Raw genomic sequence first — 16,246 nt, forward strand, 5'->3', positions numbered from 1 at the left:
TAGATGACTATATGGATTATTATAATAATGACCGATGTCAGTGGAACTTAAAAAAACTGACTCCTACACAATATAGGAATCAGCTTTTAAAAGTTTCTTAATGACCCTCTTTTTTTAATGTCCTTGACAAAGGATCCATTTTAATGCTTAATTGTATACTTTTTTTATGTTTATTTATTAATAAAATATTTAGAATAGATTATTACTTCTATGGAAATTAATTTTAATGTATTTTATAGGCAAACTATTTCATAAAAAAATAAAGAAAAAAACAATAAAACAAAAAACATATGAATAGCATAGGATAATCGTATTCCTTGTGAATGTACTGGAATTACTAGGTTTTATAACAAAAAACTTTCATCAAACTTATTGACTTAATGTCGCATATTGTATACAATATACTTAAAGCGAAACAAATTTTAAAATTTAAACAGCTAATAAAGAAAATTTATATATATACTGAGGAGATGGTAAGCATGGCATTTTTAAATAAAATAGCAAATCAATTAAAGGGGATATCACAATATCTACTAGTAAATGAAAGAATTAATAGCCAAAGATGTGTGGCAAAAAACATAGATACTACTAAGACAATATTTGATAAAAAGTAAAAATTTAATTCCTACTAATTTAAGATGTAAACACAACAAAAAGAAACTAAATCAAAATTAATTTTGATTTAGTTTCTTTTTGTTTATAATAATAATTATTTAGTAAATATGATAAACTATATATAAATGTATAAAACATGGTTGGGGGGATTTAAAAAATGAGTGAGAGTATAAAATGGGTAAATGAAAAAAAGATTGAAAGAACTATAAAAGCTTTAGAAGATAACAATATTAAAGGATATCTAGTTAATACAGAAGAAGACCTATTCAAAATTATAGAATCTATTGTTAAAAAGGGTGAATTAATAGGATGTGGGGGGTCTATGACTTTATTTGAAACAAATGTTATAGATTTTTTAAGAAATGGGAATTATAATTTTTTAGATAGATATAAGTCCAATTTAACTAAAGAAGATATGAAAAAAATATATAGAAAATCTTTTTATGCTGATACATATTTTACTAGTACAAATGCAATTACAGAAAATGGCGAACTTTATAATGTAGATGGAAATGGTAATAGAATAGCAGCAATGCTTTATGGACCAGATAAAGTAATAGTAATATGTGGAGTTAATAAAATTGTAAAAAATGTTGATGAAGCTATAAAAAGAAACAGAGAGATTTGTGCACCTGCAAATGCCAAAAGGCTAGATACAAAGACACCTTGCAAGACAACAGGTCATTGTATGGATTGTTCAAGTCCAGATAGAATATGTTGTGAATATACATTAATAAGAAAACAAAGAACTACTAATAGAATGCATGTAATATTTTTAAATGAAAACTTTGGATATTAATTATATTAATATCTTTAAGGAGGCAAAATGAAGAAAGTAAAACTTATATACAATCCTAATTCCGGCGAAAAGAGAATGGTAAATAGCTTAGATAATGTTATAAGGATATATCAAAAACATAAATTTTTATTAGTTCCGTATAGGCTAGATATACAAGAACCTATTAAAAATGCTTTTTTAGATGTTGATAGTACATATGACCATATATTAATAGCAGGTGGTGATGGAACTGTAGATATGATTATAAACTGCATGAAGGAGCTAGAAATAAACATACCTATTGGAATATTACCTACAGGAACTGCTAATGATTTTGCAAATGCCCTAAATATACCATTTGATATAGATGAAGCCGTAAGTAATATAATAAATTCTAAGCCTAAGACTATAGACATAGGTAAAATAAACCAAAAATATTTTATAAATGTTGCAAGCGCAGGAATGTTTACTGATGTATCTCAAAGAATAAATCAAGACTTTAAAAATTCTATGGGAAGAGTTTCTTACTATATTAAAGGAATCGAAGAAGCTTTGTATTTAAGAAAGTTTTATATAAATGTATTTTCAGAAGAAATAAATTATAGCGGAGATATGTATCTAATGTTAGTTTTTAATGGAAAAACAGCAGGAAATATTAATCTAGCATACAAATCAGAACTTGATGATGGATACTTAGATGTTATTATTTTTAAAGGAATGCCTATACCTAAATCAATACCAGTACTAATAAATATACTTAAGGGTGAACATCTTGATAATTATAATGAGGATGAATTATTATTTTTTAAAACTAAAAATGTAAGAATTGAGTGTGATGATAATTTATTAACTGATATAGATGGAGAAAAAGGGCCAGATTTTCCACTTGAAATACAATGTATAGAAGGTGGAATAGATATATTAGGTTGTAATTAATTAAAAAATAAAAAAGACTGATTTAAAATAAAGTAATAAAACTTAATTTAAAGTCAGTCTTTTATTTTTAATTAATTATTTTCCTGGTTTAAAAGAACTCTTAAGTGGAACAACTCTATTGAATACTAATTTTTCATCAGTAGTATATTTAGTATCAACACTGAAGAATCCATTTCTTACAAATTGGAATTTATCTAAAGGTTTTGCATCTTTAAGTTGAGTTACTTCAGCAAATCCTTGAAGTATTTCTATAGAACCAGGGTTTATTTGTTCTAAGAAATGCTTACCTTCATTTTCAGGAGCATCATCTAATATTAATGGTTCAAATAATCTGAATTCACAAGGAACACTAGATTTAGCATCAACCCAATGTATAGTAGCTTTTACTTTACGTCCTGTAAATCCTGAACCACTCTTAGTTTCTGGGTCATATGTACAATGAACTTCTACTATTTCTCCATTTTTATCTTTTATTACATCGTTGCATTTAACGAAGTATGCACCTTTTAAACGAACTTCATTTCCAGGGAATAAACGGAAGTATTTCTTTATAGGTTCTTCCATAAAATCGTCTTGTTCTATGTATAGTTCTTTAGAGAAAGGAACTAATCTCTTTCCTTTAGATTCGTCTTTAGCATTATTTTCTATTTCTAACATTTCAACTTTATCATCAGGATAGTTAGTTATAACCAATTTTAAAGGTTTTATAACACCCATTGTAAGAGGAGCTTTTGGTTGTAAATCTTCTCTTAAGAAATGATCAAGTAATTGACTGTCAACTGTAGAATCAGCTTTAGCTATACCTATTTCATGGCAGAAGTTACGTATTGATTCAGGTGTATAACCTCTACGTCTAACACCAGATATAGTAGGCATACGAGGGTCATCCCAACCATCAGTTACACCTTCATCGACTAGTTGTTTTAATTTTCTCTTACTCATAACTGTGTTTGTAAGATTAAGTCTAGCAAACTCTATCTGTCTTGGTACATTTTCCATTTCACATTCTCTTACAAACCAATCATAAAGTGGTCTTTGGTCTGCAAACTCAAGAGTACATATAGAATGAGTTATTCCTTCGATAGCATCTTCTATTGGATGAGCAAATGCATACATTGGATATATACACCATTTGTCACCTGTATTATGATGAGATATATGAGCAATTCTATATATTATAGGGTCTCTAAAGTTAATATTAGGAGAAGACATATCAATTTTGGCTCTTAATACCTTTTCACCATCTTTGAATTCTCCGTTTTTCATCTTTTTAAATAATTCTAAGTTTTCTTCTATAGATCTGTTTCTATAAGGACTTTCTTTTCCTGGTTCTGTTAAAGTTCCACGATACTCTCTTATTTCATCTTGAGTTAAATCACAAACATAAGCTTTACCTTTTTTTATTAGGATAAGAGCTCTTTTATACATTTCATCAAAATAATCAGATGCAAAGTATAAATTGTTCCAATTAAATCCTAACCATTGAACATCTTCTTTTATAGAATTTACATATTCTACATCCTCTTTAACTGGATTTGTATCATCAAATCTTAAGTTAACCTTGCCGTTAAAATCTTTAGCAAGACCAAAGTTAAGACATATACTCTTAGCGTGTCCAATATGTAAGTAACCATTTGGCTCAGGTGGAAAACGAGTTATGATACTGTCATGTTTTCCAGTTTCTAAATCATTCACTATTATATTTTTAATGAAGTTAGATGAATTAGTTTCATTTGACATATCTGTTACCTCTCACTTAATTTATTTTTATATATAGTATACATATAATAAAGGATACTATATTCCATACTATTAATTTTAATCCAATATTGGAAAAAAATAAAGATATAATTAATTAAAATTAAAATTCAAACAAATTATTATATTTTGACATATATTTAATATTATGAATAAATAAGTACATTTATATAATGTAATATATGAAAAACTTGAAAAATTAGTATGTATATAAATATTATCTGCTATATTTTAGGTACTAAACAAGTATTTTATAAATTAGTTTTAAAAAATAAAAAATTACATTTTTATATTCTATAATAGTGGTTTATAAAAAATTAAATAGAACAATAATATTTATATAGTGAATTTATACTACAAATGTAGTAATATTAATTATTACATATTTAAAATTAAGGAAGGAGCGAACATGAATAAACTTACTAAAGTGATAATAACTATTTTTGTTATACTTGCTATAATTATAGGTGTAGGGTATTACTTGATAAAGCCAGAGAAAAATATGAATGTAAGTACAAATTATAAAATGGTAACAACTGAAGAATTACTAAGAGGTTCTTTTATTGACAACTTTGAATTAGAAAAAAATCCATTAAGATTAAAAGGGCAATTGTCTGTATCTAATGAGGAGTTTAGAGATATTATTTATACTATTATGAGTAAACATAATATTGATAATTTAAAGTATACAGATATAAAAATAAAAGACGATGTAATTCATGCAATAGGTCCATATAAAGTTTTTGGGGTTATAGATAGTAATTATGAAGTTGAATTAATTCCAAAAATTAAAAATAATAATTTGACAATTACACTAACTAATTTTAAAATAGGAAAGATAAAAATAAAAGACTCTATGTTAGCAAAAGCAATGACTTCGTACAAAGATAAATTGCCATTTGAAGTTAATGATAATATCATAACTATAGATAAGAGTTATACAGAACCTCTAACTCTTAATGATATAAAAATAAAAGAAAATAATATTATTCTACAAGTTGGTGTTAAAGTTCATAATATTTTAGACTTTATAAAGAAATATAATATACAATTAAGCATATAAATGTTAAATTTAAATGGATCTCAATTAAAAGAAAATTAAAATTATTTGAAATAAAGAAATATTTATGGTAGAATATTATAGTTATATTACATTTATAATAACTTCAGAAGCAGGGGGGGAGAAAATGAAAAAGATATACATTATCACAACATATACAGGAACTGTATTGTCTTATCTAATAAGAAACATAAGTAAGACTCCATATGCACATGTATCAATAGCTTTAAACCAAGAATTAAATCCAATGTATTCATTTGGAAGATTGAATCCAAAAACCCCAATTTTTGCAGGCTTTGTCGAAGAAAATATAAACGAAGGATTATATGCTATTAGAACTAATACTATGTGTAGAGTTTATTCATTAGAGGTTACTGAATTACAATATGAAAGATTATATGAAAATATAATGGTCGTTAGTAATAGTAGAAAAAGCTATGATTATGATATAATGGCACTTATATATTTATCTATAAATAAACCAAGAGAAGCAGATTATAAATATGTATGTTCTCATTTTGTAGCAGATATGCTTAAAAAGAGTGGACTTAACATTTTTGATAAAGAGCCATGTGCAATAAGACCAAATGATTTTTATGATTTAGCACATTTAACTTTAGAATATGAAGGATTATTATCTAAATATAATGCATTAGAACATTCTTATATTCCTATAGTTGCTGAAATTTAATTTGAAATTAATAAAAATACCCCTTGTAATTATAAGGGGTATTTATTTTTTGTTAATATATGGATATAATGAAAGTAATAATTATTTTTTTGAAAGGAGTAATCGATGAAACGATTTATTCAAACATATGGAATAGCAGCTATCCTTGTAGCAATTTATGCATTCATAAAGCTACCTGTACTTAGATTAGACTTTACTTCTGGTTTTTCAACTTTGATAATTTTCTTTGTCATAGCTGGAGTATTAGATATGATGTTAGACAGAAATGAGAGGACATCTAAAATTGCAAAATATAATTTCTCAATATCTATAGTTTTGATAATTTTTGTAGTTGCAGTACCATTTATAACTTCAACACCATTAATACATTCCAAAGCATATAAAAATTTAATAGGTAAGGTTGAGGAAAGTGAGTTTACTAAAGATGTAAGTCCTGTTAGTGTAAATGACATACGCCTTGTAGATGAAGCTATGGCTATGAAGTTAGGGGATAAGAAATTAGGAGAAATACCTGCTTTGGGTAGTGTATCAAAGTTAGGTAAGTTTCATATACAAAATGTAAAAGGAGAACTGTACTGGGTAGCTCCTTTAGTACATAGAGATATAATTAAATGGATAACATCCCTAGAAGGTTCAAATGGATACGTTATGGTGTCTGCAAGTAATCCACAAGATGTTAGATTAGTTCAAGAAATAGATAAAAAACCTGTTAAAATAGTATATCAACCTGAGGCTTTTTTCCTTCAAGATTTACATAGACATATGTACTTAAAAGGTCTTATTAATGTTGGTATGACAGATTTTAATTTAGAAATTAATGATGAAGGTAGACCTTACTGGGTTGTAAGTCTATATGAACATAAAATAGGATATAGTGGAGCAAATGCAACAGGTGTTGCAACTGTAGATGCTCAAACTGGAGAAGTAAAAAAATACTCTATAAAAGAAGCACCTAAATGGATAGATAGAATACAACCTGAAGAATTCGTAACTTCTCAAATAAATGACTGGGGATTATATGTAAAAGGATTCTTAAATTCAATTATATCTGAGGAAGGTGTTTTAGTAGCTACAGAAGGAACATCATTAGTGTATGGAGCAGATGGAAAATCATACTGGTATACAGGCATAACTTCTTCAGGCGGAGATGAATCTACTATAGGATTTATACTAGTAGATACTCGAACTAAAGAAGCGAAGTTATATAAACAGCCAGGAGCTACAGAGACGGCAGCTATGACTTCTGCTGAAGGTAAAGTTCAAGAAAAAAATTATGAAGCTACATTCCCTGTAATGTATAATTTACTTGGAAAACCTACATATGTATCATCTTTAAAAGATAAAGCAGGTCTTGTTAAAATGGTAGCATTTATATCTGTTGAAGATTTTAGTTTATTAGGGCTTGGAGAAACAAAAGAAGAGGCTTTAAGTAATTACAGAGAAGCATTAAACTCTAAAGGAAATAATATTCAAATTGAAAATGATACTACTAGAGAAGATATAGAAGGTGTTATAACAAGAATAAGTCCAGATGTTAAAGGTGGAAATACATTATATTATATGACAATAGATTCTAAGTCAGATATAATATTTAATTCAACATCTAAAGTTTCTACAGAAATACCTTTAAGTCAAGTTGGAGATAAGGTTAAGGTATCTTACCAAAAGGGTGAAAAAGGATTAGTAGATATAATAAAATTTGATAATTTAAGTATTGGGGTATCTAATACGGATAAAAAAACTAAAACTACGAACCAATAGTTTATAAAGAGAGGTCTCTAATTATTAGAAGGCTTCTTTTTTTATGAAAATGTATAAAAATTGTAAATTTTATCTGGTCTAGTTAATATAATAATAGTACAACTTGACAAAACAAATAACTTCAAGGAGATTAGACATGATGACAGGGATAGAAAAGGATATATTGCTTTTAGTTAGTAGAGTCAGATGTATGACAGAAACACAGGTTGGAAAATTCTTTGGATATAGAAAAAGATATCAAAGGAAACCATTTAAAAAAACTCTTAGAAAAATGTGTAATGAATATACCCTTAGAAAATACCCATGCAATATAAATTATAGTGGCTATAGAGATAATTCATATGTTTATTATCTAAACGGAAGTAAACTGTATAAGGGGAAAGAGTTAGTAAAAGTGGTTATAGGTTCTGAAATAGCTATTAGAATAGATATTGGTGAATATGAAGTGAAAAGATTCAATAGAAATGTAAATATTGATGGTATAAAATACGATATATTTATTGAATATATTAATAATAATGATGAAATAAAACAAATGTTAATTGATATAGACCTAGATAATAAAATTGATTTATCAAAATATAGAAACTTAGGATATAAAATAGAGAATTCTACAATTCCTTTTTTTGAAGTACCTAAAGTTTTAGTGGTAACATCATCAAATATATCAAATTTATCGTATAATAATGTAGATTGTGATATAGACTTTATAGACTTAAATTTGAACAAATTATTTAGGCATATATAACATATAAATGGTTGCAAATTTAAAAATAGTGTGATAAAACTATATTAATTAAAAATAAAAGTTAGCATAGATTAGAGGTGCTTTAATTAATAGTGCGTGTATAAATAATTACGTCCAAAGTATTCCTTTGGGCGTTTTTATATTTATAAGCTCTGAGATAAACAAAGGGTATTAGTGAAGTAGCTAAAGAAAATTAGGAGGCAGTTATGAAACTTCATGGAAGTATGTATGTAAAAGAAGATACGCTACATATCGGGGGAGTTAGTTGTGTAGAACTTAGTAAAAAATATTCTACACCTCTTTATGTACTTGATGAAAAATTAGTTAGAGAAAATTGTAGAGAATATATTAAACACTTTAAAGTAAATGAAAATAATAATAAAGTGGCATATGCAGGAAAAGCTTTTTTACCGTTATATATGTGTAAAATTATAAGTGAGGAAAATTTATATTTAGATGTGGTATCTGGAGGAGAGTTATATACTGCAAACAAAGCTAAATTTCCAATGGAAAGAATACTTTTTCATGGAAATAATAAGACTTTAGATGAAATAAAAATGGGAATTGAACTAGGTGTTGGAATATTTGTAGTGGATAACTTATATGAGTTAGAATTAATCGAAAAAATTTGTAAAGAAAAAAATAAAGTACAAAAAATTTATTTTAGGATAACACCAGGAATAGAGGCTCATACACATGATTATATAAAGACAGGTCAAGTAGATTCTAAGTTTGGGTTTGGGTTAATCAATAAAGAACTTTATAATGCAATAGAAAAATTATATAGGTACAAAAATGTAGAGTTAGTTGGTCTACATGCACATATTGGCTCTCAAATATTTGATGTAAAAGCATATATGGAAGAAGTAGAAGTTATGATGAAATTAGTAAAAGAAATACAAGAAAAATATAATATATATTTAAAAGAAATTGACTTAGGTGGAGGGATAGGAGTTTATTATACCAAAGAAGATAATCCAAAACCTATAAAAGAATTTTGTGAAGCTATAATAAAAATGGCTCAAAAGGTATGTGAAAGAATTGGTATAAATTTACCAAAGTTAGTAATAGAACCAGGTAGATCGATAGTTGCTAATGCAGGCTCTACTTTATATACAATAGGTTCAATAAAAGATATAAAAGATGTAAGAACTTATGTAAGTATAGATGGGGGAATGACTGATAATATTAGGCCATCATTATATCATGCTAGGTATGAGTGTAGTATTGTGAATAAAATGAATGATAAAGAATTAAATAAGGTTACAGTAGCAGGTAAATGTTGCGAGAGTGGAGATATATTAATTACTAATACTAAAATTATGGATATAAAAAGTGATGACATACTAATTACAACATCTACAGGTGCTTATGGATATTCTATGGCGTCTAATTACAATAAAATACCTAAACCAGCAGTAGTGTCTGTAATGAATGGTAAGGATATATTAATATGTAAAAGACAAAGTTATGAAGATATGATAAATTTAGAACTAAATTTTTAAAAATATAAAAGATTGCTTTAAATAGTTTTTACTATTTTGGTAATCTTTTTTTGATTATTTGTAGAAATTTAAGGGGATATTAAATAAAAATACTTAAAATAAAAATTGGAATTTGTATAAAAACTTAATTATTTGTTATATTTTTTCCTAAAAAAACTCTAATTATGATAAAATCTATATTAGATATCAAGGAGGGATTTGATGAAGCAAAAAATTATTTTGACTATTTTATTAATTACTACATTTTTGACAGGATGTTCTTATTTAGAGGAAACAACGTTAGTACAAGAGGGAGAGACAGCTTTAGAAAAGCATGAATATAAACAAGCTATGGAAAAACTAACATCAGCATTACAAGAAAATAATGATGATCAAAAAGCTAGAGCAATGTATATGCAAGCGATGAGAATGTCAAATGCATCTTATTATGAAAAAAAGAGTGATTATAAAAAAGCAATAAAAGAGCTAGAAATCATAAAGGATATTAAAGATGGTTCTTCTAAAATAAAGAGTGAAGCGTCTGAAAAGAAAGATGAACTTACTAAATTACAAGAAGAACAAGAAAAAGCAGAGCAAGCAAGAAAAGAAGCAGCTAAAGAGACTGCAGGTAAAGATAAATATAGGGTTGAACAACAAGCTGTTAGGACAACTATAAAAGACACCGTTGTAAAAGAAAATAAAGATGAAGAAGAAAAGGTAAAGGAAAAAGATGATAAAATTAATAATACAACTGAAGGTGGTATTACTAATGTAGATATAAATACTACACAATCTCAAAATCCTACGAAAACGCAGCCTCAAACTCAAACTAATATTAATACTAATACAACTAATAATACTGACACTAACACAATTACTAATAAACAATAAAAAAATGTCTCGGATATATATTTAAATTATCATAATAAATATATATTTAGAGACATTTTAATTATTTGTAGCTAATTATGATAATTATTTTGAATCTCTTATATGAATTCTTTTATCTACGTATTTATCAAGTGAGTATTTTATAATAGCTGCAACTGGTACAGATAAAAATACACCTACAAATCCAAATAAAGAACCTCCAATTAATACAGAAGATATTATCCAAAGAGGACTTAATCCTATTTGATCTCCCAGAATTTTAGGCCCTATAAAATTTCCATCAATTTGTTGAAGTATTAATATAAATACACAAACCCAAAGTGCTTTTATAGGACTATATACTAAAGTCATTAATATAGGAGGAACTGCACCTATAAATGGACCAAAATATGGAATTATATTTGTTAAAAAAATTATAAATGATAAAAATAATACATTTTCAATTTTTAAAATGAATTTAAATCCTATAAATGCTATAATTCCTATTATTAAAGAATCTATAATTTTACCGATTATATAGTTATAAAAGATATCATGAGACATTTTAAAAAAATCAATTATTTCAATTGCTTTATTTTTAGATACAGAAGCATAAAGTAGCTTTTTAAAGCCTAGAGATATGTTTTCTTTATCATATAACATATATATGGATAGTATAATAGCCATTACTACATTAAATAACAATGATGTTATACTAAATATATAAACTACAAGTTCTGTAGAAAATTTTGTGAGAATATCAACAACTTGGTTTAATATGGTATTTAAATTTTCTTGAATATGAGGAACTATGGTTTCAAATAATTTAGCTTGTGACATATTTTTATTTAAAAATTCATTAAGCATAGTTAGATAGAGTGGCATTTCTTTTATTAAGTTATTTAAAGTTTCTAATATAGATGGAATTATTAACTTAAGTCCAATTATTAGTAATAAAAAAACTATAATATAAGATGTTATTATGCTTAAAAATCTACTAAATTTAAGGTGTTTCTCAAAAATTTTTGTAAAGGGGTTTAGAAGTAAAGTAAATAGTATTGATATTAAAAATATACTAAAGAAACTTGCTAATCCACTAATACCAGAAAAAAATTTCATAGGATTATCTATTATTTTATAAATTAAAATAGAGATAATTGCTAGAAAAACATAATATTTTAAATTTTCTTTCGAAATCATAATAACCTCCTTAAGCTACATTAAAATTATTAGCTAAAGAGGTTATTATTATAACTATAATATTTATAAATTGAAAAAATAAATTTGATTATCTTAGCCAAGGAGGATTGCCTGGAACAAATATCCTTTTACCAAATTTAGATTTATATTCATCAAGAGCTTTTTTAATAAGTTCTTCATTATCTTTAAAGCTTGTAGTATTTTTTATAGTATCTAAATCTTGGCTAAATGGACAAGCTGATATACACATACCACAGTCAGTACCTAAATACCTCCATTTAATATAGCAACTTTCGCGCTCTACAGCCCAGTTATAATCTCCATTTTCTTTAAATTTAGCATCATTATTAAGTGAATTTGAAGGACAATTAAAAGAACATTTTTTACATAGATTACAAAAATCTTCAAGACCAAAATCTACATATTCATCTTCTTCTAGAGGCAAATCAGTAGTAACTACTCCTAATTTAAGTCTAGAACCATATTCTTTATTAGTTAAAATAGAATTTCTTCCTATATCACCAAGACCAGCATCTTTTGCAATAAGAACAGGCATTACTAAGTAATTTGAATCTATATGATTTCTAGCATCATATCCTAAACTTCTTATATAATAACTTAAGATCATTCCTATAATGGAACAATTAACGTAAGCTGTTGATGTTTCTATAATTTCGCAAATCATAGGTGATCTATTTAACATGTCTTTATCTAATTCACATCCAAATACTATAGCGTACTTGTGATTTAATTTTACTTCTTTACCATATATTTCTTCATTTATTCCCTGATGAGTATATATATGATAGTCCTGCAATCTTGTAATTCCTACAATACAGGCACCATATTGTTTAGCAAATCCTTTTATTCTTTTTGTCATAGTTTTAGAATTTACAGGAACTTTCACATCAGATGTAGGTCCTTCACATAAGTGTTTTATATCCCCCAAAAATTTAAAAGCGCTACTTGCCATTGGTGAATTAATTTGGTTATAAGTCATAGTACCTTCTTCACAAAGGTCAGGTCTACTTCTTATACTATCATCAATATCCTTTTTATCTGGATGTTTGCTGTAGTAATCATTATAAGCAAAACTACCAACTTTATATTCAGCTCTTGCAAACATTGTATCTCTTTCGTCGACTTTATACATAAAAAATCCCCCTAATACCCAAATATATATATATTTTTAGTATAGCATATTAATATAATGGGTTTGATAAAAAATTATTAAGATATGTTATAATATATCATGCTAAAGAAAAATTAATAAAAAGTAGCTAATGTAAATAGGAGGGGGAATAACATGAATGACATGATTGCATTTGTTTTGGGGATTTCAAGTATATTTTTTATAGCATTTTTAATATCTTTGCAACAGTATATAAGTAGGATAAAAAATATAAAAAATTCAATATTAAATAACTATGGAAAAGATATTGATTTAAATAAAGTAGATTTAAAAATGGATAGTATTTCTAGTTATTTTAGAAATAAAAATGATAATTTAGCAATAGATAATATAACATGGAATGACCTTAATATGGATGATGTATTTAAGAAAATAAACAATACACAAAGTACTGTAGGAACAGAAGTTTTATATGACATACTAAGAAATCCAATTTATGAAGAATCTAAATTAATTAAAAGAAATTACCTTATAGAATATTTAAGAAAAAACGAAAAAGAAAGACAAGAATTACAATATATATTAGGAAAATTAGGAAAAAGCAATGATTTATATACATCTAGTTGTTTGTTTAACAAGTTAGAAAATAGTAATAATAAATTTTTAATGTATAAAATATTATCTTATATTCCGATAATAACTTTAATTTTAGGATTTGTAAAAAATGAATTCTTTATATTATCTATAATTTCTATAATAGTCAATATATATATAAGTCAAAATAATAAAAAATACAATTTAAACACTGATAGTTTTTCTTATATTATTTCACTAATAAGTACAGCTAATAAAATAAATAATCTTAAAATAAAAGAGATAAATGAAAATTTTAAAAAAATTGATGAGGATTTAAATGAAGTTAAAAAAATAAAAAATAAGTATATAAAATCTAGTATGAATAGTGTAATGTCTGATTTAGATGTATTTAGTGAATATATAGATATGGTTTTTTTAAACGATTTAAAACGATATGAAAAAATTAGAGATGTAGTTATAAGAAAATGTGAAAATATAAAAGCTATATATGAATTTGTAGGAAGTATTGATGCTTTTATTGGAGTAGCATCTTTTAGAGAAAGCTTAAATTATTTTTGTAATCCTATTTTAAGATTTACAGAACACAAAGATGAGTGCATTTTAGAGTTTGAAAATATATATCATCCACTAATAAAAACTCCAGTAGGAAATAGTGGAAGCTTTTCAAAGGGAGTACTTGTAACAGGCTCTAATGCTTCAGGTAAATCAACTTTTTTAAAATCTGTTGCAATAAATGCAGTACTAGGTCAAACTATATATACTTGTTGTGCAAATAATTATATATCATCTTACTTTAATATATTTACATCAATGGCTTTAAAAGATGATGTATTTAGTAATGAAAGTTATTACATAGTAGAAATAAAGTCTCTTAAGAGAATAATAGATAGCTTTGAAAATGATAAACCTTGCTTATGTTTTATAGATGAAATATTAAGGGGCACAAATACAGTAGAACGTATAGCTTCATCTTGTGAGGTTTTAGATTATATATCAAACAATAATTGCTTATGTTTTGCAGCAACTCATGATGTAGAGCTTACGTACATGCTAGAAAATAAATTTGATAATTATCATTTTGAAGAAAGTATAAGTGATGATGATATAAAATTTGATTATAAATTACATAAAGGAAGAGCACAAAGTAGAAATGCTATAAAATTATTAAAATTTATAGGTTATGATGAAAATATAGTATTAAAAGCGGAAGCTAGAGCAGAAAGATTTTTAGAAACTAGTAAATGGTAAAAAATTAAAAAGATATTTAAAAGATTGTAGATAAAATTATGTAATATAAATATATCTACAATCTTTTTATTCTAATTGTTTTAAATTATAAGTTTGTCTATTTATAAAATAATAACTATAATTTCCTAGTAGATATGAAATTGATTAAGGAACACAAATTAATTTAAATTAATCTATATCCCCTAAACACCAATAAAATTATTTATCTGTATTTTTTATATATTTTCTCAATAACATTAACAATTTCATACATAAACCAAGCACATACAGCTAGAACGAATACACCCATCATAACCAAATCTAGCTTAAATACTTGACTACCATAAACTATTAAATATCCAATTCCATATCTTGAAACTAAAAATTCTCCAACTATAACCCCAACCCATGCCATACCAATATTAATTTTTGTTAGATTTATTAAGTTTCCAATATTAGCAGGTAATATAAGTTTAAATAAAATTTGAGTTTTAGTAGCACCAAAACTTTTTAACATTTTAATTTTTTCTTCATCAACATTAATAAAGTAATTGTATGATGATAATATTGTAACTACAATAGAGATTGCAATAGCTGTAACTACAATACCTTCTACACCGGCACCAACCCAAACTATAATTATAGGAGCTAGTGCAGTTTTTGGAAGAGCATTTAGTACAACTAAAAATGGGTCTAAAATTTTAGAGAGTTTTTCAGACCACCATAAAGCTATAGCAACTAAAATACCAAGAACTGTACCTATAACTAATCCGAGAATTGTTTCATAAACAGAAACCCATACATGCTTGAATAATTGTCCGCTCATTGCGTATTTCATAAATAAATCATATATAGAACTAGGCTTGCTAAATAAAAATGTATCTATAATTTTAAAATTAGCAAGTGCTTCCCAAAGAACTAGAAGACCGATTAAAAGTAATAATTGATAAATTAAAATCTTTATTTTGTTTTTTTTAGTTTCTTTAAGATAATTTTCATATCCTGTAGATGTTTTACTAATCCTCATAGGTATCTAACTCCTTCCACAGTATGTCAAAGTATTTTTGAAAGTCAGGAACTTTACGAGTTTTAAGTGGTGTTTTTTCTGAGTCCATATGAAGTTCTATATCATATATATTTTTTATAGTGGCAGGTCTTCTTGAGAGTATTGCTACTTGATCTGACATACTTATAGCTTCAGATATATCGTGTGTAACTAATATAGTAGACTTATTTTCATTTTTGATAATTTTATAAACATCATCACTTACAAGAAGTCTAGTTTGATAATCTAGAGCAGAAAAAGGTTCATCTAAAAGTAATATATCTGGATTTACTGAAAGTGTTCTAATTAAAGCAACCCTTTGTCTCATTCCTCCAGATAGTTCT

The 16,246-nt window shown here is 26.0% G+C and carries 16 protein-coding genes; 11 read left to right on the forward strand and 5 right to left on the reverse strand.

Annotated features, from left to right (window positions below; all coding sequences use genetic code 11):
- From CHF27_RS12080 to CHF27_RS12090, 4 genes are all read left to right on the forward strand, one after another.
- Positions 1-101: IS3 family transposase (locus tag CHF27_RS12080; protein ID WP_147294082.1), on the forward strand; the 101-nt coding region annotated here is incomplete at its 5' end.
- Positions 102-479: 378 nt separating this feature from the next.
- The gene (locus CHF27_RS14605; RefSeq protein WP_274541573.1) at positions 480-614 is read left to right on the forward strand and encodes a hypothetical protein; all 135 of its coding nucleotides are present in this window, start codon (positions 480-482) and stop codon (positions 612-614) included.
- Positions 615-772: 158 nt separating this feature from the next.
- Positions 773-1,414 carry a lactate utilization protein gene (locus CHF27_RS12085; RefSeq protein ID WP_095405170.1) on the forward strand — a complete coding sequence of 214 codons (642 nt, stop codon included), beginning with the start codon at positions 773-775 and terminating at the stop codon, positions 1,412-1,414.
- Between the two features lie 27 nt (positions 1,415-1,441).
- Positions 1,442-2,329, forward strand: coding sequence for a YegS/Rv2252/BmrU family lipid kinase (locus tag CHF27_RS12090; protein ID WP_095405169.1), 888 nt, complete (start codon positions 1,442-1,444; stop codon positions 2,327-2,329).
- 75 nt (positions 2,330-2,404) lie between these two features.
- Here the strand turns inward: CHF27_RS12090 and CHF27_RS12095 are convergent, their stop codons facing one another.
- Entirely contained in the window at positions 2,405-4,069 is a 1,665-nt protein-coding gene (locus CHF27_RS12095; RefSeq protein ID WP_095405168.1) for a glutamine--tRNA ligase/YqeY domain fusion protein, read from the reverse strand.
- A 427-nt stretch (positions 4,070-4,496) separates the two neighbouring features.
- Here CHF27_RS12095 and CHF27_RS12100 point away from each other — a divergent pair, with 427 nt between their 5' ends.
- The 6 genes from CHF27_RS12100 to CHF27_RS12125 all read left to right on the forward strand — a co-directional run bounded on the left by CHF27_RS12100 (position 4,497) and on the right by CHF27_RS12125 (position 10,722).
- Positions 4,497-5,150 carry a DUF2140 domain-containing protein gene (locus CHF27_RS12100; RefSeq protein ID WP_095405167.1) on the forward strand — a complete coding sequence of 218 codons (654 nt, stop codon included), beginning with the start codon at positions 4,497-4,499 and terminating at the stop codon, positions 5,148-5,150.
- A gap of 124 nt (positions 5,151-5,274) precedes the next feature.
- A complete protein-coding gene (locus tag CHF27_RS12105; protein WP_095405166.1) occupies positions 5,275-5,838 on the forward strand; it encodes a hypothetical protein in 564 nt (187 codons plus the stop codon).
- 105 nt (positions 5,839-5,943) lie between these two features.
- Entirely contained in the window at positions 5,944-7,599 is a 1,656-nt protein-coding gene (locus CHF27_RS12110; RefSeq protein WP_095405165.1) for a hypothetical protein, read from the forward strand.
- 136 nt (positions 7,600-7,735) lie between these two features.
- Positions 7,736-8,347 (forward strand): hypothetical protein, encoded by a 612-nt coding sequence (locus CHF27_RS12115; protein WP_243445010.1) that lies wholly within the window; start codon positions 7,736-7,738, stop codon positions 8,345-8,347.
- 206 nt (positions 8,348-8,553) lie between these two features.
- Entirely contained in the window at positions 8,554-9,852 is a 1,299-nt protein-coding gene (gene lysA, locus CHF27_RS12120; protein ID WP_095405164.1) for a diaminopimelate decarboxylase, read from the forward strand.
- Positions 9,853-10,053: 201 nt separating this feature from the next.
- Positions 10,054-10,722: a tetratricopeptide repeat protein gene (locus CHF27_RS12125; RefSeq protein ID WP_095405163.1), complete on the forward strand. Its 669-nt coding sequence runs from the start codon at positions 10,054-10,056 to the stop codon at positions 10,720-10,722.
- Between the two features lie 84 nt (positions 10,723-10,806).
- Here the strand turns inward: CHF27_RS12125 and CHF27_RS12130 are convergent, their stop codons facing one another.
- Both CHF27_RS12130 and CHF27_RS12135 read right to left on the reverse strand, forming a co-directional pair.
- On the reverse strand, positions 10,807-11,901 hold the full coding sequence (locus CHF27_RS12130) for an AI-2E family transporter (protein ID WP_095405162.1): 1,095 nt from the start codon (positions 11,899-11,901) through the stop codon (positions 10,807-10,809).
- Positions 11,902-11,989: 88 nt separating this feature from the next.
- Complete coding sequence (locus CHF27_RS12135; RefSeq protein ID WP_199533670.1) at positions 11,990-13,054, reverse strand: 4Fe-4S dicluster domain-containing protein; 1,065 nt, start codon at positions 13,052-13,054, stop codon at positions 11,990-11,992.
- 153 nt (positions 13,055-13,207) lie between these two features.
- Between CHF27_RS12135 and CHF27_RS12140 the strand changes: the two genes are divergently transcribed.
- On the forward strand, positions 13,208-14,878 hold the full coding sequence (locus CHF27_RS12140; RefSeq protein ID WP_095405161.1) for a MutS-related protein: 1,671 nt from the start codon (positions 13,208-13,210) through the stop codon (positions 14,876-14,878).
- Positions 14,879-15,080: 202 nt separating this feature from the next.
- On the opposite strand, the gene CHF27_RS12145 is transcribed toward CHF27_RS12140, so the two are convergent.
- Entirely contained in the window at positions 15,081-15,884 is an 804-nt protein-coding gene (locus CHF27_RS12145; protein WP_095405160.1) for an ABC transporter permease, read from the reverse strand.
- On the reverse strand, positions 15,874-16,246 hold a 373-nt coding region (locus CHF27_RS12150), incomplete at its 5' end, for an ATP-binding cassette domain-containing protein (protein WP_115976215.1). The genes CHF27_RS12145 and CHF27_RS12150, both read right to left, overlap by 11 nt.

This window comes from Romboutsia maritimum, assembly GCF_002251085.2.
Classification (GTDB): Bacteria; Bacillota; Clostridia; order Peptostreptococcales; family Peptostreptococcaceae; genus Romboutsia_B; species Romboutsia_B maritimum.